A 22,672-nucleotide genomic window follows, 5' to 3' on the forward strand; every position below is an offset into this window, starting at 1 on the left:
CATGTTTTGGAGTGGTTTTATTGTAGGATCCGCCGTTGGAATTATAGGAATTACCTTATACAGTTGTCTTGTTGTGGCATCACGCGCCGATTGTGATCTTGAGGATGAATATGAGATATTAAAATCATCTTCAGATCATGAGCGAAAAGGAATGTGAGTGAAGGGGAAGGCTAGGAATTGGTGAATAAGGATTTTTATTTGAAATTTAATAAAAGACAGATTGCTTATTCATGAAGTAATCTGTTTTTTAATACATTTTAAGAGAGTCATCAATGCATAAAGGAGGGGAATTGTGAATGAATGATTTGGTTCAAGATAATTTTAAAGGGGTTATCTCCATTGAGGAACATGGAAAATGGATATTTAAGCAGGCTTATGGTGAGTCAGATTTGGCTAATCAGAGAATGAATCGATTAGATACCAAATTTTCCATGGCATCAGCAAGCAAGATTTTTATCGCCGTTGCGATTTTACAATTAATTGAAGGAAAATTTCTATCACTAAATCAGACATTGGGGGAAGTATTGCCAATGGACTGGCATCATATTGATAAAACAATTACCATCCGTCAACTTTTAACACATACTTCAGGATTACCCGATTATTTTGATGAGTCCTTAGGGAAGAATTATGCGACAATGTGGGAAAACTATCCGAATTATCGAATTAGGAGTGGAGAGGATTTACTCCCTTTATTTTTACATAAACGCATGGTTTATCCAAAAGGGCAAAAGTTTCATTACAATCATGCAGGTTATGTTGTCCTAAGTTTAATAATTGAGGCAGTGACGAAGCAACCATTTGAACACTACTTGGAAAAAATGATTTTTACTCCATGTAACATGGGGGATACAGGGTATTACGAATTGGACCGATTACCATTAAATTGTGCGACAGGGTATTGTTTAGAAGAGGAATCGCAAACCTATTATAGTAATATTTATAGTTTAGATGTGAAAGGAAACGGGGCAGGTGGAGCCTACACTACAGCGAAAGATATGGATCGTTTTTGGACTTGCCTTGTAAAGGGACGACTTCTGTCGCCATCAATGGTGAGTGAAATGCTATCTCCTCAAGTAGAAGGAGAATGGTATGGATATGGGGTTTGGTTAAAGGCGTTAGGAGATCATCAATATCTTCCGTTTATTCAGGGAAGCCATCCAGGCGTGAGTTTTATTAGTTCCTATGATTGTCAAAGGTGCCGGACTATGACCTTGATGAGTAATTTTGAGCATGATGTGTGGGCGCTTCATGGGAAGTTTTATAATGCTTTGAATCGGTAAGGGTCACCTCACTAATAACCTGTTTATAAACTCCGTATCTTAACCCTCGTCTTGTCCCTTTATTTTACGACAAACATTCGGTATAATAATAAAGTTAATAATGTAGATAAAGGAAGAAACATATGTATTTAAAAAGAATAGAAACAATTGGTTTTAAATCCTTTGCAGATAAAACAGTCGTTGAATTTGAAAAGGGCGTGACGGCTGTAGTAGGTCCGAATGGGTCAGGGAAAAGTAATATTTCTGATGCGATACGCTGGGTTTTAGGTGAACAATCAGCTAAAAGTTTACGCGGTGCTAAAATGGAGGATATTATTTTTGCGGGAACCTCAACGAGAAAGCCTTTGAACTTTGCAGAGGTGACGCTCGTCCTTGATAATAGTTGCCATAGCTTACCTATTGATTATGAGGAAGTTAGTATTACCCGTCGGGTTTATCGAACAGGCGATGGGGAATATTTAATTAATAAGCAGAAAGTACGTTTGAAAGATGTGATTGACTTGATAATGGATACCGGAATCGGACATGATTCGTTATCTATTATTTCACAGGACAAAGTCAAGGCTATTGTTGAGGCACGCGTAGAAGAGCGCCGCACGATTATTGAGGAGGCGGCGGGTGTTTTAAAGTATAAGATGCGGAAAAAAGAGGCGACACGAAAGTTGGAGTCAACGAGTGATAATTTAAGTCGCGTGCAAGACATTATTTTTGAAATTGAAGATCAGGTGGAACCTTTACGAAAGCAAGCGGATCAGGCACAAAAGTATTTATTGCTTAAACAAGAATGTAGCGATTCTGAAATTAGTGTGCTAGCTTACGACATTAAAACTTTAAACGATCAATTAGCCCATGCGAAAAAAGAACGAAAAAATGTTGAATTTGAACATGTAAGTATTCAGACGAAAATCTTAACGGATGAACGCCGACGCGATGAGTTAAAACAACAAAAGCAGCACAAAGAGGGTCAACTTGAAGAATTACAAGCCCGGTTAGTTGAGACATCGGAAAGTATTCAACGACTCCAGGGACAACGGGATGTGCTAAGAGAACGACATAAAAACGCATCCTTTAATAAAGAAGAGTTGGCTATGCAACAGGCGCAGTTAAAGGAGCGTCTCGACCAATCTATTTCACACGTTTTCGAGGCTGAGACTCGGGTTTCAAAGACAAGGGACTCCCTTGAACATCACCAGTCTCAATTAACGAAGGTATCCGAGGAATATCAGCATTTAGAAGAAAACTTAAAGAGTCAGTTGGAGGCGACAAGAGAGTCTTATTTTAAAGATGTGAATCAACTATCAAGTGTTAAAAATCAATACCAGACGATTAGTCAGCAAATTACACGTAGTGAAAACATTATTACACGTCTTGCTGAAGATGAGGAAAAAATAAGAATAGAACGGGAAGCCTTACAAGAAGAGCAATCGGCATTTATAAAAAAATATGGTGATTTTGAAACGACGCTAAAGGAAAAGCGTGATCAATATCAGACGTTACATAAGGAATATCAACAAAAGTTGAAACAGTCGGAAATGGAGACAAACCGACATCGGCAATTGACGCATCAATTAGATAAATTAACGAATCGATTGCAGTGGCTAGAAGATGCGCAAAAGGATTTTTCTGGATTTAACGAAGGGGTAAAAAAGATTTTAAAGGCCCGTGAACAAAATCAGATTAAGGGGATTGAAGGGGCAGTTGCTGAGTTAGTAACGATTCCTAAATCATTAGAGTTAGCGATGGATGTTGTGTTAGGTCCGGTGATGCAGCAAATTGTCACAACGACGGATGATGATGCAAAGCGAGCGATTGAATTTTTAAAAAGAAATCATGCAGGGCGTGCTACATTTTTACCGTTAAATGTGATCAAACCACGCGTATTACCGAGTGATGTTAGAAATCGAATCCAGGGTCATCGCGATGTCATTGGCGTGGCTTCTGAGCTCGTTGAGTATGATGAGCGTTATCGTCACATTATTGAAAATATTTTAGGGAGTATTATTGTTACCCGTGATTTGAATACATCTAAAAATTTAGCTAAACAGTTAAATTATCGATATCGCATCGTGACATTAGAAGGAGATGTGATTAATGCGGGTGGTGCCATGACCGGAGGAGCCATCAAACGTCAAGGGTCATCCTTATTACGACAAAAGAATGAGATTGAGGAGTGTAAACAGCAAATAGCCACGCTTGAAGGAGAAGTGGAACAATCGCGCCAACTTCAAGAACAATGGAAAGAAACCGTCAAAGAGACGGAACGAGAGTTACAAAAAGTTCAGGCGGAGGGCGAACGATTAAAAGATAAATTAGCAGAAGTTAATCAACAAAAGTTAGCTTTTGAATACCGAGAAAAATCCCAACAAGAGCGTGAACAAATGCTTGAAGATGAGCGGGTAGAGTATGAGACGGAATTGAAACAAGCCGTACAAAAAAATAATGAATTAGCAGAGCAACGTCTACAATTAGAAAATCGTATTGAGGAAGAAAAGGCGACTCTAGAGGCGTTAGAGTATCAGATTGAGCAACAAGAGGAGTTAAAATCTCAATTATTACATCAGATGACGGAATTAAAGGTTGAAGTGGCTAAACTTGAGACGGCATTGCATAATGAAACATCAACTTTTGAACGATTGAGTGATGAACGTCAACAGGTAGAGCAGCAACTCCAAGAGTTACTGAACAAAATTGAGGAAAGCGAGCAAGCGATCAGTGGAAATGATGATGAGGTTATCCAATTAGAGGCCGATCTTGTTAAAAATCAGGGAAGTCGCGAAGAGATTTTAAGCCAAATTCAATCAGAAAGAATGAATTTAACTCAGGTTAGTCAAGAATTAGAACTGCTTGAACGCGAGGTAAGAGAAAGCCATAAGGTCCAACAACAAATGTCTGAATCGTTAAAACAATTAGACGTCACACTTGGAAAAATTGACGTCGAGATGGATATCTTGATTCATAAACTAGAAGAAGAATATCAAATGACTTTCGACCATGCGAATGAAAACTACCCATTAAAGGGGTCAATTGATGAAATGAAGGCTCGAATTCGTACCATTAAAAATCAGATGAACGCGCTTGGCGAAATTAACCTTGGGGCAATTCAAGAGTACGAGCGTGTAAGGGAACGATATGAATTTTTAACGACTCAACGTGATGATTTAATTGAAGCCAAGGCCACCTTAGAGGAAACGATTAATGAAATGGACCAGGAGATGACCGTTAAGTTTAAAGAAACGTTTGATGCGGTCCGTGAACATTATATTGAAATCTTTAAAAAATTATTTGGTGGTGGAACGGCTGATCTTGTTTTAACGGATCCTCACGATTTATTAAATACAGGGGTTGAAATTATTGCTCAGCCACCAGGTACAAAGTTAAAAACATCTAATTTATTATCGGGTGGGCAAAAAGCCTTAACATCAATTTCTTTATTATTTGCCATTTTACGTGTTCGCACGGTACCATTTTGCGTTTTGGATGAGGTAGAGGCGGCGCTTGATGAGGCAAACGTTGCGCGTTATGCTAATTACTTAAAGGCCTTTAGTAAAGAAACACAATTTATTGTGATTACACACCGTAAGGGGACAATGGAAAAGGCGGACGTTTTATACGGCGTGACGATGCAGGAGCGCGGGGTAACAAAACTTGTTTCAGTTCGAATGGAAAATGTCTCTGATTATATGGATGATGAAAAGTGATGGTCAGATGATAAAAAGTATGGTAGAGTAACAATAAGTAGTAATTTATATTAGGATAATACAATGATTGAGGTGAATTCCATGGGTTTATTTGATCGCTTAAAATCGATCGTTTTAGGAAATAAGGAAGTATCTGAAACAGAATTACGTGCACAAAAACACTATAAAGAAGGAATGAAAAAAACGCGTGGAAGTTTATTAAAACAATTACAGGCCGTTTTTTCTAACTACTCAGATGTGAATGATGAATTATTTGATGAATTAGAGGATATTTTTATTTTAGCCGATGTTGGGGTATCAACGGTGGTGGACTTTATCGATCAGTTAAAAGATACGGTTCGTGAGTATGGCGTAACAAAACCTGAAGAACTTGAACGAGTAATGGTAGATAAATTATTTGAAATTTATGTAAAGGGTGAAATTGTTAACTCTAATTTGAGAATGAATAAAGAGGGGTTAACGGTTATCTTATTCGTTGGAGTAAACGGAGTTGGGAAAACGACGTCAATCGCTAAAATTGCTCATCAGTTAAAAGGAAAAGGAAAATCAGTTTTACTGGCTGCAGGAGACACATTCCGTGCGGGAGCAATTGAACAGTTACAAGTTTGGGGAGATCGCTTAGACGTTGACGTTGTTTCTCTTAAGGAAGGATCAGATCCATCTGCTGTTATGTTTGACGCGATTAAAGAAGCAAAATCTCGCCAAGTTGATGTCTTATTATGCGATACAGCGGGACGCTTACAAAATAAAGTTAATTTAATGAAAGAACTTGAAAAAATTAAACGTGTCATTGAAAGAGAGGTCCCAGGGGCCCCACACGAGACATTACTTGTCGTAGATGCTACAACAGGACAAAATGGAATGAGCCAAGCGAAAGCTTTCTTAGAGGCTACGGATGTTTCTGGAATTGTTTTAACTAAATTAGATGGGACAGCTAAAGGTGGGATTGTGCTGGCTATTCGTAACGAAATTGGAATTCCAATTAAATACGTTGGGCTTGGAGAAAAACCTGAGGACCTTGTACAATTTGATATTGAGCAGTATATTTATGGATTGTTTGCGGATTTATTTGATAAGCGAGAATCTCAATAAATTTATAAAAAGAAAATCCATTTATTAAGGTTGATTTTTTCTGTCTGATGCGACTTCATTTTGATCGGTCAACGGAACGTTTCGTTCCGTTGTATCATAGTATAAATAATACACGTGTTGAAGCGGGGCTAAGGACTTTTTAAATGACAGGGGAAAAAGACCTTCTGTTTGATGAGGTATTCGGTTTATTGTATTCGGTGAGGGTATGAAAAAGAGCCGGAATCACTTTGGATAGATAGACTGGGGGTGTAACTGTGCTAGAAAAGGTTAATCGGATGAATGAATTATACGATATCTATCAGGCATTGTTGACGGCGAAGCAAAAGTTATATTTTGAATTATATTATCAGGAAGATTTATCATTAAGTGAGATTGCGGAGCAATTTGAAGTGAGTCGCACAGCCGTCTTTGATAATATTAAACGTACGGAAAAATTACTTGACGGGTATGAGGAAAAATTACAATTACTAAGTAAGCGTGAGGCGCGTGAAAAAATTATAGGACAAATTTTAGTCGATTTAACCGATGAACGACTAAGACAATGGATGGATGAGTTACAGGCGCTCGATTAATTTGGTTAGAGGGCACGCTTGCTTTTAAGAAAAGAAATAAAATAAATTTTAAATGTTTCGGACGAAATAGAATGAGCGGTAGCTTAAATCATAGATGATTCATACAGTTGGATATAGGAGGTTTAGTTGATGGCATTTGAAACATTATCAGAACGTTTACAGTCTGCGTTAAAAAACGTGACACGTAAAGGGAAATTAACAGAAAAAGACGTTGATGTCATGATGCGAGAGGTGCGTTTAGCCTTACTTGAAGCGGATGTTAACATTAAAGTAGTACGTGAATTCATTAAAGAAGTGAAAGAAAAGGCTATAGGGGAGACAGTTTTAAAAAGCTTAACCCCAGGACAACAGGTTATTAAAATCGTTAATGAAGAGTTAACTAAATTAATGGGAGATGAAGCAGAGTATTTAAATTTCGGTACATCTAAGCCAGCAGTTTTTATGATGGTTGGTCTTCAAGGTGCCGGGAAAACAACACACACAGGTAAATTATCAACTTATTTGCGTAAAAAGGATAAGAAGAATCCATTATTAGTAGCTTGTGACGTCTATCGACCAGCCGCCGTCGATCAGTTAAAAACTATTGGGAAACAATTAAATATTCCTGTTTTCGAAAAAGGAACATCCATGAATCCAGTTGACATTGCAGCTGAAGCAATTGCTTATGCCAAAGAAAATGGTCACGATTTAGTGATTATTGATACGGCTGGACGCTTGCACATTGATGAATCATTAATGAATGAATTAAAAGAAATTAAGGCTTTAGTGAAGCCTCAGGAAATCCTCTTAGTTGTCGATGCGATGACCGGGCAAGATGCAGTTAATGTCGCTGAATCTTTCCATCAACAGTTAGATTTGACAGGGGTTATTTTAACGAAGTTAGATGGGGATACACGCGGTGGGGCAGCTCTATCAATTCGTAAAATGACGAATGTTCCGATTAAGTTTATGGGGATGGGGGAAAAACTAGATACATTAGAAGTATTCCACCCAGAACGGATGGCTTCTCGTATTTTGGGAATGGGAGATGTCATGACGTTAATTGAACGTGCTCAAGAAAACTTTGATGAAGAAGAGAGCATGAAGCTTGCAGATAAGATGATGAATGCAACGTATGATTTTAATGATTTCTTAAAACAAATGAAGCAAATGAAACGACTCGGTGCATTTGAAGATATTTTAAAAATGATTCCCGGAGTTGGAAATCAATTGAAAGATATTAATATTGATCCTAAACAAATGGCCCGTGTTGAAGCTATTATTTATTCGATGACAGAGCAGGAGCGAAAAAATCCAGATTTAATTAATGCCAGTCGAAAAAATCGTATTGCTAAAGGGTGTGGATGTGATCTTGCGGAAGTTAACCGATTAATTAAACAGTTCACGGATATGCGTAAAATGATGAAACGTTTTTCAAATATGGATCCACGCCAAATGGAACGTATGGCCGCAGCGATGCAACGTGGTGGGTCTAATCCGTTAGCAGGGCTTTCTGGAATGATGGGACCTGGTTCAGGGAAAAAAGGAAAAGGAAAGGGACGTGGAGGTTTCCGTTTCTAATATAAAAAAGATTGCCGACAGGCAATCTTTTTTTGAGCAATATAATAAAAATAAGCCGCCTAGGGGGAGTGGCGGCTTATTATTCATACTTTGACCATATGTGAAAGGGAGAGGAGAAGTATGATAGAAGAATAGGGGGGATTATTTTACAGTAGCCGATTGGCTACAATTATAATATTGACATTAACGAGAATTTTTATACAATTAAATTAGCAAAAATATTAGGAAGTGATAAGATGCGAGTGGTTGCTGGTACATTAAAAGGACGCAGTATCAAGGCTGTTAAAGGGACCAATACACGCCCGACGACAGATAAGGTTAAGGAAAGTATCTTTAATATTATAGGGCCGTATTTTGAAGGAGGGCTTGCTCTAGATCTTTTTGGAGGAAGTGGGAATCTTGGAATAGAGTCATTAAGTCGTGGGATTGAACGAGCTATTTTCGTTGATCGTGAAAATATAGCGATCCAGACGATTAAGCAAAATATTAAAGATTTAAAATTAGATGAGCGAGTTGAAATTTATCGAAATGATGCCTTTAAGGCGTTAAAAGCTATAGTCAAACGTGAATTAAAGTTTGATCTTATTTTATTAGATCCTCCATATAAAGGACAACGAATTAATGAGTTGATTGAATTTATTCATGAGCATGAATTATTAAGTCCGGGTGGAATTATTATGGCTGAGTGTCTGAAAGAGGATGAACTTCATGATTCGGTTGGAGATATTGTAGTTTGTAAACGAGAAGTCTACGGAATTACGGCGATTACTATTTACCGTCGTGAATCATAGCGAGAAAGTGGGGGAATGAGGTCGTGCATAAGGTGGGAATTTATTCCGGAACTTTCGATCCGGTAACTAATGGACATTTAGATGTGATTGAAAGGGGCTACGAGTTATTTGACTATTTATATGTCACCGTAGCAGAAAATATTAATAAAAAAACATTATTTACGCTTGAGGAGCGGGTGGCTCTGTTAAAGCAAGCAACGGCTCATTTACCACGTGTAGAGGTGAGGGTATGCTCGGATCAACTTATCGTCGATTTTGCCAAACAAGTAGGGGCAAAAACGATTTTAAGGGGGTTACGTGCCGTAACAGATTTTGAGTATGAGTTTCAGATTGCGACGACGAATAAGCGACTGGCACCAGATATTGAAACTGTCTTTTTGATGACAAAAGCGGAGAATATGTTCCTCTCTTCATCGACAACGAAAGAAGTTGCAAGATTTGGGGGGGATGTGTCAAGTTTTGTTCCCCCATTTGTACAAGTGGAATTGGAAAAAAAGTATCAACAATTAAAAAAGAAAGATTAAAAAAGCAGTCCTATCGGACTGCTTTTTTAATGGACGCCAGTTAGTTAGAAAAGGTAAAGAATGTTTGTTTTAGTAGACGTCCTACCTTTAAAATGATGAGTGTGGCTAGAAGAAAAAGTGTGATTGAAATGGTTGGATGAGGAAGTGGATAAGTGGATGGTTCTATTGGTGCGAAGACATGGATGTTTTCTAGTAAATAGGTTTTTGACAACAGAACCATGATGATAGAACTCGTAGTTCCATGGAGGATTCTCATCATAAGATATTTGAAATAAGGGATCTTTAAGTTTTTAGCAAACATAAAACTTTGAGTATGGACAGAGAGTCCTGTAAATCCTACAATGAAAGCAGTTAGAATGAGTTTAATTTGTAAGGAGGCAGAAGATTGGGAAACTTTTGTGACTCCTTGAGTAAACTCTAAAATTCCGGCAATCAGTGGATCGGCAGATGAAAGATTGATTGAGGTGAGTAAGGGGGAAGTAAGGGTGCTGATGAACGATGTAAAGTGGATGATTGTCAGCGCCTCTGATATAATATAAAAGAAAACAATAATTCCACCGATACGAATTAAAGTTTGTAAACTTCCCTCAATACAGTCAATTAAAATGGACGAGAAGGATTGGGTAGGCAGTTGGATTTTAACCTGACTTAGCGCATGTTTATTACGTAATAAAGGATAGCATGCTAGAAAGACGGTTAATGATCCAACGAGATGCGCGATAAGGAGAAGGTATCCGATGGTTGTTGATTGATAAAGCACCACGCCGACCGTTCCTAAAATAAATAGTGGACTTGAAAAATTACAAAAGTACATCAATCCTTCCATCTCACGGTCACTGATGAGGCGTTGGTCGTAATAATCCCGCGCCATTTTAGATCCGGATGGGTTCCCGCTAATCATACTCATTAACATAACAAAGAATGTAATTGGCGAGAGATGAAGAAGGTACTTGAAAAGGGGTGCTAATAGTTTTCCAATGAGTTGGGGAACCTGGTAGTACACCATGAGGCGTGTTAAAACAAAAAATGGGAAAAGCGATGGGATGACCTTATCAGCCCATGTTAAAAAACCAGTTTTAGTCGCCGCAATTATGGGCGCTGGTTGGAGTAAAAGAATTGCAAGAAATGCAAGAAGAATAACAGATTTCATGATATTTTTCATCTTTGATCACCTATAATGAATGTATTAATTAGCTACTAAAAGTATGTCTTGTTTTAGATGACAGATGGTGACACGAACATGGAGAAGGGAGATTGACTGTGAAAACAATCTCTAATTTTCGGGGCTTATCGGGTGTTATGTAAGACGAAAAAGGAGGAATGGCTATGACGTTAGCGACATTAAAAAAGGGAGACCGTGCTATTATTACATCATTTAACGAGTTATCTGAAAGTTTTAGCCGTCGTTTATATGATGTTGGGATTGCAATTGGCTCTGAGGTGACACTATTAAGTGTTTTAAATTTTGGACAACTGTTTTATATATCGATTGATGATGTTGATTTTTGTATCCGAAAACAGGATGCCACAAAAATTATGATTGAAAGGATATAATTGAGGAGGTTTTAAGATTGCGTTTTATGTTGATTGGAAATCCTAATGTTGGAAAAACAACATTATTTAATGCGCTAACAGGGGCGAATGCTCACGTTGGAAATTGGAGCGGGGTAACGGTTGATAAATTAGTCGGATCCATTAAAGGCAAGAAGGCCGAGCTCATTGATTTACCCGGAACCTATAGCGTGACACCGAGTAGTGAAGATGAAGGGGTAGTAACGTATGCTATTATAAATGAATCGTATAATGGGTTTATTAATATTATTGATACGACACACTTTAAGAGAAATTTACATTTGACGATTCAGTTGCTTGAAGCAAATGTGCCAATGATGATGACACTTAATATGATAGATGCTCTTAATAAAAAGGGATTAACGTTCGATACAAAAAAATTTAATGAATATGTTTCGAATGAACTTGTTTTAGTTTCTGCCAGAAAAGGTGAGGGAGTTTCTCAGGTCGTGGATCGATTAGATCACCTATCTGTCAAAAAGCCGTTTAGACTATATTATGGACTGACCATTGAAAAGGCGATTACCCAAATTATTGAATTAGTTCCCCAGACGGTTAATCAGTTGGATAAACGTTGGGTTGCCATTCAAGCATTAGAGGGCAATGATGGAATTTACTCCATTCTATCTGATGAAGAGAAGAAAAAGATTCAACAGGTTGTTTGCACAACAGAGAGCCAAATTGTTGAATCAGGTGATGCTCTTTCTTTAAAGGGGGCAATTTTTAATAAACGACGTGAATGGATTCATCAAGTCTATCAGGCTTGTATTAAACCAATTCCCGGGGCTAAGGTAGAGAATGAGGTAAAATTGACTCCTATCGACCGCTATTTAACACATCCTGTATTTGGTTTGTTTGTTTTTTTATTTCTCATGTTTGTAACTTATGTTTTAACGTTTGATTGGCTCGGAAATCCAATTTCTGATGGATTTACAGCTGTTTTAGAGAATTGGGTAACACCTACTATCTCGTCGATGCTTTTATCCCTAGGACTTCCCGAAGACGGCTTTATCTATGGGGCTTTAATTGACGGTGTTTTAGCCGGGGTAGGAGGAGTCATTGTCTTTCTTCCGCAAATTTTAATTTTATTTTTCTGTCTCTCACTTATGGAGGCGACGGGATACATGGCTCGGGTTGCTATCGTCATGGATTATATTTTTTCTGGATTCGGTTTAAATGGTAAAGCAATCGTTCCACTTATTACTGGTTTTGGATGTAATGTTCCCGCTATTATGGCAACTCGAACCATTCCTGATAAGTTTGAAAGAATCAAGACGATGATGGTCATTCCATTTATGTCATGTTCGGCTCGGTTACCGGTTTACGTTTTATTCGTGGGCCTATTTTTTAAAAAATCACAATCATTCATTATTATGGGGCTTTATTTATTGGGGATTATTGTTGCCTTGTTAAGTGCTAAGTTATTATCTGTATCGATTTTTAAGAAAACTCAAAGTCAGTTTATTTTAGAGGTTCCGCCTTACCGTGCGCCACAGTTTAAAAACTTAATGGGCCAAACATTAAGTCGTGGAAATGATTTTCTGCATACGGCGGGAAAATTTATTGTACTTGGTTCTGTGTTATTATGGTTGCTTCAAGAGATGGGACCCTCAGGGTTGCATGTAGCGGGTGATCAAAGTTATTTGGCCATACTAGGGGGCCTTTTAGCACCTCTATTTATCCCACTTGGATTTGGAACCTGGCAGGCAACGAGTAGTTTAGTGGTGGGATTTTTAGCCAAAGAATTAGTCGCCTCGTCTATGTTGATTATCTGCGGGGCCGAAATAGGAATTTTAAACTTATTTACACCACTACAGGCATTTAGTTTCCTCGTTTTTTCGTTACTTTATATTCCGTGTCTGTCGACCGTAGGGGTCATGTATCAAGAAACAAAGTCAATTAAGACAACCCTGTTAATGATTTCCTTCGGATTAATAGTTGCCTATGTTGTGAGTTTAATTGTTTATCAGCTTGGATTGTTTATCTATTAGATTTAATAAAATGGGCCCCTCAATTTGAGGGGCCCATTTTTGTGGTGGTATTTATGCTGTTAAAAGTGAAAGAAGAATAACCATAACGGTTGATAATGTATTTTGAATAGCGTGAACACCGATAGAATACCAAATGTTTTGATGACGATAATAGACATACCCAAGAGCGCATCCCATAGCCATGTATTGAATAATATAGATACAATCTGCAAAATCACCAATGAATAATGAACTAATGACGTGAATGAGTCCGAATAAGAAACTACTTAGTAAAATCGCAATCCAAGGATATTTAAGTAATCCTCTCATTACAGTTAATCGAAAAACTACCTCTTCAACAAGTGGGGCGCATAAAATGGTCATTCCCCCCATTAAAATTGGATGAAATGCCATTAAATCCGTGATGACTTGTTGATTGCTTGAAGAATCTGACGATTGAGTAAAGAAAATAATGAGGAAGCTCGCAATATAGGATGAAATAAATAAGAGTAGCCAGCCGATAAAAATATGTTTAATGAAGTGTTTAGCCGATACAATTTGTTTGAATTGTTTAGAGAGTTCTGATCCGAAGAATAAGAGTGAAACAACCACGAGGACAAGGTAAGAGATTAAATTGGCATACACCTGAATATCAATTTCGCTTGTACAAATCTTAGCAAGTAGTTGACAAGATAAATAAGGTAATAAAAACATCGCAAAAATATACGTGAAAATTAAGACAGTTGATTTTGTTAGACGTAAATTCATAAAATCCCTCCTATAAATTTGATAATTATGGATATTATAACATATCCAAATAGGAAATAAAATATGGCAAAAGAGACACTCTTTTTAAGAATTTTTCTATGGTTTTGTAAATTTTTGAAGACAAGCCCTCCTCATTCGCCTTAGCATGCGCTTATTTTAAGGTGATTGGGGATAGAATGTCCAACGGTAGGTGGGATTTGAATGTTTATGGAGGTTTTTGTATGAGTTTATCGACGATATGCTATAATAGAGATATAAAGGCTTACTTTGAAATAAGAGGCCCTGTTTATTATAGGAGGTTTAGGTTATGGATTTTTTACAGGTTGGCAAAATTGTTAATACACATGCCCTTCAAGGGGAAGTTAAAGTTATTTCAAATAGTGATTTTAAAGAAGATCGATTTAAGAAGGGAAGCCAATTAGTGATTGATTTTAATGGCGATCATATTGAGGTAACAGTGGCTACTCATCGTGTTCATAAAGGGGCCGATTTGTTAAAGTTTAAACATCTTAATTCCATCAACGATGTTGAAAAGTTTAAAGGGTGTGCATTATTAGTTTCGGCGGACGAGTTAGACGAACTCGATGAAAATGAATTTTATTACTTCGAGATTATCGGGTGTCAAGTAGTGACAACGGATGATGAAGTGATTGGAGAGATTAGTGAAATTCTTGAAACAGGAGCGAATGATGTTTGGGTTGTGAAACGTCCAGGTCAGAAAGATGCGCTGATTCCTTACATTGAAGATGTTGTAAAATCAGTAGACATCGAGTCAAAAAAAGTAACAATTAATGTGTTAGAAGGGTTATTATAATGAAAATAGATGTTTTAACTTTATTTCCAGAAATGTTTACAGGGGTTTTTAATGATTCCATTTTAAAAAGGGCACAAGCGAGTGGCGCTGTTGAATTAAACACCGTAAATTTTCGAGAATTTTCCGAAAATAAACATAAAAAGGTGGACGATTATCCTTATGGTGGTGGTGCTGGAATGCTATTGACAGCCCAGCCAATCTTTGATGCAGTTGAATCAGTGTGTCAGGCTGGAGAGACGAAGCCACGGATTATATTGATGTGTCCTCAAGGCGAGCGATTCACCCAATCGAAAGCAGAAGAGTTATCTAAAGAGGAACATCTCATTTTTATCTGTGGACATTATGAAGGATTCGATGAGCGAATTCGTGAATATTTAGTTACGGACGAATTATCTTTAGGTGATTACGTATTAACGGGTGGGGAGCTTGCTGCCATGGTGATGACGGATGCCGTTGTTCGTTTGTTACCTGATGTTTTAGGAAAGCAAGAATCTCATGAAGATGATTCATTTTCAACAGGATTACTTGAATTTCCCCAGTATACTCGTCCGGTTGACTTTCGGGGAATGGTAGTTCCAGAGGTGCTAATTTCAGGTAATCATAAAAGGATTGAACAGTGGCGTCATGAACAATCACTTTACCGTACTTATCAACGCCGTCCAGATTTACTAGAATCTCGGTCATTAACGGAGAAAGAAAAACAACTCATTGATCAATTTAAAGCGTTAAAAAATGATTAAATCTGTGATTTATCTGTGAATTTTATAAATGGAAAATTAAGATGTGTTACTAAATAAAAGGAAAAAAAGCTTTATTTTAAGAGCTAGAAATCAAAAAAAGAAGAATTTTGCGAATATTCACTCAAAATCCATTGAATTAGTAAAAATAATATGGTATGATTTCAAACGTGCCAAAGAGCACTACCCCAGGTTCCGCTGAATTAGATGATCTAATTGAATGAACTTGCGTAATGAAGGAGCGTGAGATTAATGAGTCAACAATTAATCAATGAATTAACACAATCATATTTAAAAACAGATTTACCAGAATTCCGCGCAGGAGATAACGTACGTGTACACGTTCGTATTAAAGAGGGTAACCGTGAGCGCGTTCAGGTATTCGAAGGTTTAGTATTAAAACGTCAAAATGGTAAAGGAATTAGCGGAACATTCACAGTTCGTAAAATCTCTTTCGGATGTGGTGTAGAACGTACATTCCCATTACACACACCAATTATTGAAAAAATCGAAGTTACTCGTCGTGGTAAAGTTCGTCGTGCAAAACTTAACTACATCCGTAGCTTATCAGCGAAAGCAGCTCGTATTAAAGAGCGTCGATAATTTTAGAATTTTAACACACTTACCTCAATTGCAACTAAGATGCCCAAAAAACTCCGGTTTGGGGCATCTTTTTTTTGTTATTAATTCATTTTTATGGTAAAATTAACAGTAAAATGTATAAGCACCGTTGGTTTGGACTATGATAGCATATGATAAATCTAGGTGAAAAATAGATTGGTGGAGTGAAGGGAATGAAAAAAATACTGCGAGAAGTTTTTGATTGGGTAAAAACATTTGTTATTATTTTTATTATAGTAACACTTGTTCATAAATATGTTTTTACACCGGTAAAGGTGGATGGGCCTTCTATGTATCCAACCCTGCACGATGAGGATTCTGTTATTTTGTGGAAATTAGGGTATCAACCTAAGCCATTTGACGTGGTAGTATTTGAATATTCTCCTAATGTCTATTATGTTAAGCGGGTCATTGGAATACCTGGACAAACGGTTTCTTATTATGACGATCAATTGTATGTAGATAACCAACCTGTTATGGAAAATTATCTACAAAGAGGGAAAAGTGTTGTAGCGTATAGCGGTTCTTTTACTGAGGATTTTACTTTAGAAGACATTTGCCAATTTGATGAGTGTTCTGTTATTCCAGAAGATTATTATTTGGTCCTTGGTGATAATCGCCCACATAGTCGGGATAGTCGGGATATTGGGTTGGTTCATAAGGATCAGCTTTTAGGAAAGGCGGTTTGGATTCAGTGGCCATTATCAAGTTTTGGGCCGATTGAATAATTGATTAAATTAGGATAGAATAGGGGGACTTACTAAGGGGGAAAGTAATATGAGAGTTAGGGTATTACGGTTTGGATTTTATTGGGGAAAAACATTTTTAATTGCATTAGTAATGGTCATATTGATTCAACATTTTATATTTACGCCAGTAAAGGTAGATGGTGCGTCAATGTTGCCAACCTTACAAGATGGTGATTCAGCAATTCTATGGAAGTTAGGCTATGAACCGAAGGCCTTTGATGTTATTGTTTTTGAGGTCAGTGAGGGACAGTACTATGTTAAACGAATAATTGGACTTCCTGGCCAAAGTATAGAAGTGGTAGAAGATCAACTATATGTGGATGGGATAGTTGTACCGGAGCCATATCTTGATAAAGATATCAAGTCAGGGGATACCTTTACTTGGGATTTTACACTACAAGAAGTATGTCAATTTCAATCTTGTGAAAAAATTCCACCGGGGTACTATCTGGTCCTTGGTGATAATCGCCCGCTAAGCGTGGATAGTCGGCAAATTGGGCTTATCCATGAAAATCAAATATTAGGTCATGTAGTTGGGGCGCAATGGATGGATCATAGAGACAATTAAGTTATTAGGGTGGGAATGAAATGTTCATATCAGGATAATCTAATAGTAAAAACAACCTAGGGAGTGACACGATGACAGTACAATGGTTTCCAGGACATATGGCAAAGGCCCGTCGTCAAATACAAGAAAAATTAAAATTAGTAGATATTGTTTATGAATTATTAGATGCTCGTATTCCTTATTCATCGAGTAATCCAATGATGAATGAAATCATAAAGCATAAGCCTAAATTGATTATTTTAAATAAAGCTGATATTGCAGATGCAACCGTTACACAACAGTGGGTGAACTACTTTAAGCAGCAAAATCAACCAGTCATCACCGTTGATGCTCTTCACCAAAATGCGATTAAACAAATCGTTGAAGCTTCAAAGGAGATTTTAAAAGAAAAATTTGAGAAAGAAAAGGCTAAAGGGTTACGCCCACGTCCTATTCGAGCGATGATCTTGGGAATTCCTAACGTAGGTAAATCAACGTTAACAAATAATTTAGCTAAACGAAAAGCGGCCCAAACGGGAGATCGCCCAGGTGTGACGAAAGCGCAACAGTGGATCAAGGTTGAAAAGGAATTAGAATTGCTTGATACACCGGGTGTTTTATGGCCAAAATTTGAAGATCAACGAGTAGGTTATAATCTAGCAGTAACTGGGGCAATTAAAGATACAATTTTGCACCTAGATGATATTATTTTATATGCATTGGACTATTTAATAAATAATTATCCGGAGCGATTGATTGAACGCTATCATTTAAGTGGAGAATTTGATGATAAGGTTGCTGTTTTGGAGGAAATCGGTCGGAAACGCGGATTCTTACAATCGGGTGGCTATGTAGATTATGATAAAGTTTATGAAATTTTACTCCGTGAAATTCGAGGATTAAAGTTAGGGCGGTTATCTTTTGAGCGTCCGATAGATATTAAAAAAGAGGATTAGTAGAGAGGCCTTAATTTACTATTAGATAGTAATTAAGGCCTTTTTCGTAGGGGGTGATCCGAAACAATCGTTTACTTTTAGGGGGATTTTATAAAAACGAGGAAAATAGTCTAGAATCCTTTTAGGAATGATGTTAAAATAGGAGGGTGAATTTTAGCATCATTTAGTGAGCATCGGAAAGTTGATAATATAAATCCGATGGGTTAAAGATATGATTTCTAGTGATTTAGAAGGGTGAGCGACTAACGGATGGAAAATTATACAATAAGTGAGATAAAAAATCTCTTACAACAAGATATCGTTGAAGATTCTATTTTGGAGAAGTTAAAAGAGGATAACCGTATAGGGGTTCAGAGATTAGTTAGACAGTATGAAAAAAAGGTTCAACGAGAGTACGATGAATTTCAAAAATTTATTACAATGTCTATCTATGAGAATGAGCTTCGTTATAATGGTATTGATTTGATAGCTGGTGTTGATGAGGTAGGACGAGGGCCATTAGCAGGACCTGTTGTGGCGGCGGCCGTTATTTTACCAACTGATTGTTGGTTGTTCGGAATTGATGATTCAAAAAAATTATCAGAGGCAAAGCGTCAATATTTTTACGAGGAGATACAAAAACATGCGATTGGAATAGGGGTAGGAATCTGTACCAGTGAAGAAATAGATCGTCTGAATATTTATGAAGCAACGAAGCTAGCGATGGAACGGGCGATTAATCATTTGCAACAGCAACCACAACACCTGTTACTGGATGCCATTCAATTGCCTCGGGTGAACATTGCGCAAACCTCAATTATAAAGGGCGATGCAAAGAGTGTTTCAATTGCCGCGGCTAGTATCGTAGCAAAGGTAACGCGGGATGCCTATATGAAGGACTTAGGGGAAAAATATCCGAATTACGGGTTTGAACGCCATGTAGGATATGGAACGAAGGAACATTTACAAGCGATAGAGGATTATGGAATCGTAGCGGAGCACCGTAAATCGTTTGAACCTATACGCTCTAAACAAAAAAAGATTACGAAAATGTAATCTTTTTTTGTTTAGAAAAGGAAAGGGATTGCCTTCTTCGTATAGTATATTGGGTGATAAACATGAATATACGTGAAAAGTTAATTACACTTAGTATTTTAAAAAAAGGTAATTGGAAGGAAATGTATGATTTTTTGATACAAGATAAAATGTTAACGCAAATAACTGAAAATCAGGTGAAGGAGTGTTTAAAGCAGATAAAAAATATATCAGTTTTAACAATCTTAGATCCGGAATACCCAGAGTGTTATAAAGAGATGCCGGCTCCTCCATTTGTTCTTTATTACAAGGGGAATCCAAACTTGTTAGAGGGAAAAAGGGTTGCTTTAATTGGAAATCAAAGACCTTCTCAAACAGGGATAGGTGAGGCACGTAAACTAGGCTTTCAACTTCTAGATAAGGGAATTACTCTTGTAGGAAATTTACAACTCGGGATTGAAACAGTTGCGCATTCAATAGCTACTAAAGAGGGGAAAACGATTGCTATTTTGCCCTCTGGTTTTTGGGTTATTTACCCTCGAGAAAACTACGATTTATATTATCAATTAATAAAGGGGCACTTGGTATTAACAGAGTATCCCCCAGGTGTTTCCCCGTCTGCTCAACGATTTAATAGAGCGCATCACTTGTTACAAGCTTTAAGTGATGTTTTAATTGTTATAGAAATGACGAAAGGCGATTATCGATTAAATTCATTAAAAGGCCAAATTGATGTTGGAAAGGTTGTTTATGCGTTGCCCGCTTCGTACAATGTTCATTCATCAAGGGGATGTTTAGAGTTAATTCGCTATGGCGCACATTGTTTTTTAAATTGCAGTGAAATTTTTTCTTGGTTAAACCATATGTAGAAGTTGTACTTGGTGATTTAAAAGTGAGGGGTCATCGGCCTAAGTGCAAAAAATTGTAGAATGACTGTGCTAACAATATGATAATTCTGGAAATTATTAAACGCTGTGTTGAATAGAAAAGAAAAAAGAGTAAAAAAATGAAAAAGAATGGATTCTTTCTATGAAATTTCTAATGAAATGATTGACAAGAGGAGAGGAAAGCAGTAATATTTTTTGTGTTTTATTTTGACTGTTTATTGTTAATAACTAGTGAATAGTTTATAAATAGAGTCGAATAATAGATGAGAAAGCGCTCAGTTAAAGAATAGCTGGGTTAGTTATTGAGATAGAAAAGGTGATAGGTATGGGGAAAAATTTAGTAATAGTAGAGTCGCCTGCTAAAGCCAAAACGATTGAAAATTATTTAGGATCGGACTATACGGTTTTATCGAGCGTCGGACATATTCGTGATTTAGCAACGACTGGACCGGGTGGTTTAGGAGTGGATGTTGAGGATCATTTTAAGCCAAATTATAAAAATGTGACTGGAAAATCCAAAATTATAAAAGAATTAAAACAGGCTGCTAAAAATTCAGATGCCGTTTATCTAGCTACCGACCCCGACCGTGAAGGGGAGGCGATTAGTTGGCATTTGGCAGATGTTCTTGGACTGGATGTTGATTTAAAGCGACGTGTCGTCTTTAATGAGATTACAAAAGACGCTATTTTAGAGGCTTTTAAACATCCGAGAGCGATTGATATGGATTTAGTTCGTTCCCAAGAGAGCCGACGTATACTTGATCGTATTATTGGTTTTAAGTTAAGTAAATTGTTACAAAGTAAGATTAAGAGTAAAAGTGCAGGTCGTGTTCAATCGGTGGCTCTAAAACTTATTGTTGAACGTGAAAAAGAGATTCAAAAGTTTAAAAGTGAAGAGTATTGGTCGATTCATGCGATGTTTGAACGACAAAGTGCCAAAATTGAAGCTGAACTTATGAAAAAAGCAAATAAAAAGATTTCAATTGCGAACGAGGATGAAGTTAAGGCTATTTTGGCGGAGCTTTCAGACCCTTATGTTGTAGAAAAGGTGGAAAAAAAGAATAAATTAAAACAACCCAAACTTCCATTTATTACTTCAACGCTTCAACAGGAAGCGGCAAGTAAGCTTGGATATAACGCGAAGAAAACGATGACGATTGCTCAGAAGTTATATGAAGGGATTAATATAGGTTCAGAAACAGTCGGATTAATTACCTATATGCGAACGGATTCTACGAGATTAGCTGATAACTTCATCGATGCAACAAAATCATTTATTAAAAAAAATTATGGAACGAACTACGTTAAAACAACAGCAACGAGTACAAAAAAAGTGAAAAATGCACAGGAGGCCCATGAGGCAATCCGTCCTTCATCTGTTTCCCGAACACCTGAAGAGATGAAGCCGTATTTAAAACGCGATGAATTGCGTTTATATAAATTAATTTGGGAGCGTGCGGTTGCGAGTTTGATGAAAAGTGCTACCGTAGAAGCAACAACAATTGAGGTTCGCTCGAATGATTATTTATTTCGTGTTAATGGTCAGGTCTTAGTTTTTGATGGGTATTTACGTGTTTATAGTTATGAGGAAACGAAAAATGCAGCTTTACCGCGTCTAAATGTAGGGGATACATTAGCCCTCGTAGACATCGAACCACAGCAACATTTTACTCAACCGCCAGCACGTTATAGTGAGGCAAAATTGATTAAAGAAATGGAAGAGTTAGGAATTGGCCGTCCATCTACATATGCGCAAACGATGGAAACCTTGAAAAATCGTGGGTATGTCATGCTAGAGGATAAAAAATTTAAACCTACTGATCAAGGTATTTTAACAAGTGACAAGTTAGCCGAGTTTTTTTCAGAGTTTATCAACGTCGAGTATACGGCCGCAATGGAAAATAACCTCGATGAAATCTCTAAAGGTCAAAAAGTATGGTATGATGAGTTGAAAATGTTTTACGATCATTTTATGCCAATGCTTGAAGAGGCACAGAAAAATATGGAGAAAATTGCCCCTGTTGAAATAGGGGAAGAGTGTCCAGAATGCGGAAGCCCGCTCGTTATTCGTCGTGGGCGTTACGGTGAATTTGTCGCTTGTAGCGGATATCCGACGTGTAAATATATAAAAAAAGAAGCGAAAGAGGAAGCGGCCCCTGTTTCAACTGGAGTGAAGTGTCCTAAGTGTGAAACGGGAGAGATCGTTGAAAAGAAAACACGTCGTGGAAAAGTTTTTTATGGATGTGATAAATATCCAGCGTGCGATTATGCACTTTGGAATAAGCCGATTGATAAAAAATGTCCGAAGTGTGGGCAACTACTTGTGGTCAAAGGAAAGAAAAATGAGGTTCAGTGTTCAAATAAGGAATGTGATTATAAAGAGGATTAATCTCAACCCCACCTTTTAAAAGGTGGGGTTTTCAAGGGTATTTTATAAAGTATGAACCGATAGTCGGTGAAGGAGTCGGGCACCGAAAGGGGCTTAGCAGTTGATTGAATTTATGATATAATTTTCAG

The 22,672-nt window shown here is 37.3% G+C and carries 21 protein-coding genes; 19 read left to right on the forward strand and 2 right to left on the reverse strand.

The window, feature by feature from the left end:
- Position 1 precedes the first annotated feature (1 nt).
- The 8 genes from AC6I0I_RS04560 (at position 2) to coaD (ending at position 9,520) form a co-directional block, all read left to right on the forward strand.
- On the forward strand, positions 2 to 157 hold the full coding sequence (locus AC6I0I_RS04560) for a hypothetical protein (RefSeq protein ID WP_262953691.1): 156 nt from the start codon (positions 2 to 4) through the stop codon (positions 155 to 157).
- 139 nt (positions 158 to 296) lie between these two features.
- On the forward strand, positions 297 to 1,283 hold the full coding sequence (locus AC6I0I_RS04565; RefSeq protein ID WP_161832728.1) for a serine hydrolase domain-containing protein: 987 nt from the start codon (positions 297 to 299) through the stop codon (positions 1,281 to 1,283).
- A gap of 122 nt (positions 1,284 to 1,405) precedes the next feature.
- A complete protein-coding gene (gene smc / locus AC6I0I_RS04570) occupies positions 1,406 to 4,981 on the forward strand; it encodes a chromosome segregation protein SMC (protein ID WP_262953690.1) in 3,576 nt (1,191 codons plus the stop codon).
- Between the two features lie 63 nt (positions 4,982 to 5,044).
- Positions 5,045 to 6,073: a signal recognition particle-docking protein FtsY gene (gene ftsY, locus AC6I0I_RS04575; RefSeq protein ID WP_338507286.1), complete on the forward strand. Its 1,029-nt coding sequence runs from the start codon at positions 5,045 to 5,047 to the stop codon at positions 6,071 to 6,073.
- A gap of 254 nt (positions 6,074 to 6,327) precedes the next feature.
- A complete protein-coding gene (locus AC6I0I_RS04580) occupies positions 6,328 to 6,645 on the forward strand; it encodes a putative DNA-binding protein (protein WP_161832726.1) in 318 nt (105 codons plus the stop codon).
- A gap of 129 nt (positions 6,646 to 6,774) precedes the next feature.
- Entirely contained in the window at positions 6,775 to 8,205 is a 1,431-nt protein-coding gene (gene ffh / locus AC6I0I_RS04585) for a signal recognition particle protein (protein WP_161832725.1), read from the forward strand.
- Positions 8,206 to 8,441: 236 nt separating this feature from the next.
- Complete coding sequence (gene rsmD / locus AC6I0I_RS04590) at positions 8,442 to 8,996, forward strand: 16S rRNA (guanine(966)-N(2))-methyltransferase RsmD (protein WP_161832724.1); 555 nt, start codon at positions 8,442 to 8,444, stop codon at positions 8,994 to 8,996.
- A 23-nt stretch (positions 8,997 to 9,019) separates the two neighbouring features.
- Entirely contained in the window at positions 9,020 to 9,520 is a 501-nt protein-coding gene (gene coaD, locus AC6I0I_RS04595; RefSeq protein WP_262950203.1) for a pantetheine-phosphate adenylyltransferase, read from the forward strand.
- 40 nt (positions 9,521 to 9,560) lie between these two features.
- On the opposite strand, the gene AC6I0I_RS04600 is transcribed toward coaD, so the two are convergent.
- Positions 9,561 to 10,682, reverse strand: a complete 1,122-nt coding sequence (locus AC6I0I_RS04600; RefSeq protein ID WP_161832206.1) for a nucleoside recognition domain-containing protein — start codon at positions 10,680 to 10,682, stop codon at positions 9,561 to 9,563.
- A gap of 164 nt (positions 10,683 to 10,846) precedes the next feature.
- Between AC6I0I_RS04600 and AC6I0I_RS04605 the strand changes: the two genes are divergently transcribed.
- Together AC6I0I_RS04605 and feoB are read left to right on the forward strand one after the other, a co-directional pair.
- Positions 10,847 to 11,074, forward strand: coding sequence for a FeoA family protein (locus tag AC6I0I_RS04605; protein WP_161832205.1), 228 nt, complete (start codon positions 10,847 to 10,849; stop codon positions 11,072 to 11,074).
- A gap of 26 nt (positions 11,075 to 11,100) precedes the next feature.
- Positions 11,101 to 13,083 (forward strand): ferrous iron transport protein B, encoded by a 1,983-nt coding sequence (gene feoB, locus AC6I0I_RS04610; RefSeq protein ID WP_262953702.1) that lies wholly within the window; start codon positions 11,101 to 11,103, stop codon positions 13,081 to 13,083.
- A gap of 51 nt (positions 13,084 to 13,134) precedes the next feature.
- Here the strand turns inward: feoB and AC6I0I_RS04615 are convergent, their stop codons facing one another.
- Entirely contained in the window at positions 13,135 to 13,830 is a 696-nt protein-coding gene (locus tag AC6I0I_RS04615; protein WP_161832203.1) for a CPBP family intramembrane glutamic endopeptidase, read from the reverse strand.
- Between the two features lie 307 nt (positions 13,831 to 14,137).
- Here AC6I0I_RS04615 and rimM point away from each other — a divergent pair, with 307 nt between their 5' ends.
- From rimM to topA, 9 genes are all read left to right on the forward strand, one after another.
- The gene (rimM, locus tag AC6I0I_RS04620) at positions 14,138 to 14,644 is read left to right on the forward strand and encodes a ribosome maturation factor RimM (protein WP_161832202.1); all 507 of its coding nucleotides are present in this window, start codon (positions 14,138 to 14,140) and stop codon (positions 14,642 to 14,644) included.
- Positions 14,644 to 15,384, forward strand: coding sequence for a tRNA (guanosine(37)-N1)-methyltransferase TrmD (trmD, locus tag AC6I0I_RS04625; RefSeq protein ID WP_161832201.1), 741 nt, complete (start codon positions 14,644 to 14,646; stop codon positions 15,382 to 15,384). Before rimM ends, trmD begins: the two co-directional genes overlap by 1 nt.
- A 249-nt stretch (positions 15,385 to 15,633) precedes the next feature.
- Positions 15,634 to 15,984 carry a 50S ribosomal protein L19 gene (gene rplS, locus AC6I0I_RS04630; RefSeq protein ID WP_161832200.1) on the forward strand — a complete coding sequence of 117 codons (351 nt, stop codon included), beginning with the start codon at positions 15,634 to 15,636 and terminating at the stop codon, positions 15,982 to 15,984.
- 191 nt (positions 15,985 to 16,175) lie between these two features.
- A complete protein-coding gene (gene lepB / locus AC6I0I_RS04635; RefSeq protein ID WP_161832199.1) occupies positions 16,176 to 16,730 on the forward strand; it encodes a signal peptidase I in 555 nt (184 codons plus the stop codon).
- A 49-nt stretch (positions 16,731 to 16,779) separates the two neighbouring features.
- Positions 16,780 to 17,319 (forward strand): signal peptidase I, encoded by a 540-nt coding sequence (gene lepB / locus AC6I0I_RS04640; RefSeq protein WP_161832198.1) that lies wholly within the window; start codon positions 16,780 to 16,782, stop codon positions 17,317 to 17,319.
- Positions 17,320 to 17,390: 71 nt separating this feature from the next.
- Entirely contained in the window at positions 17,391 to 18,254 is an 864-nt protein-coding gene (gene ylqF / locus AC6I0I_RS04645; RefSeq protein WP_161832197.1) for a ribosome biogenesis GTPase YlqF, read from the forward strand.
- Between the two features lie 249 nt (positions 18,255 to 18,503).
- Positions 18,504 to 19,289, forward strand: a complete 786-nt coding sequence (gene rnhB / locus AC6I0I_RS04650; protein WP_161832196.1) for a ribonuclease HII — start codon at positions 18,504 to 18,506, stop codon at positions 19,287 to 19,289.
- 62 nt (positions 19,290 to 19,351) lie between these two features.
- Positions 19,352 to 20,137: a DNA-processing protein DprA gene (locus AC6I0I_RS04655; RefSeq protein WP_161832195.1), complete on the forward strand. Its 786-nt coding sequence runs from the start codon at positions 19,352 to 19,354 to the stop codon at positions 20,135 to 20,137.
- Positions 20,138 to 20,480: 343 nt separating this feature from the next.
- Complete coding sequence (gene topA, locus AC6I0I_RS04660; protein WP_161832194.1) at positions 20,481 to 22,544, forward strand: type I DNA topoisomerase; 2,064 nt, start codon at positions 20,481 to 20,483, stop codon at positions 22,542 to 22,544.
- Positions 22,545 to 22,672: the final 128 nt, after the last annotated feature.

This window comes from Turicibacter sp. St.80E1, assembly GCF_059728495.1.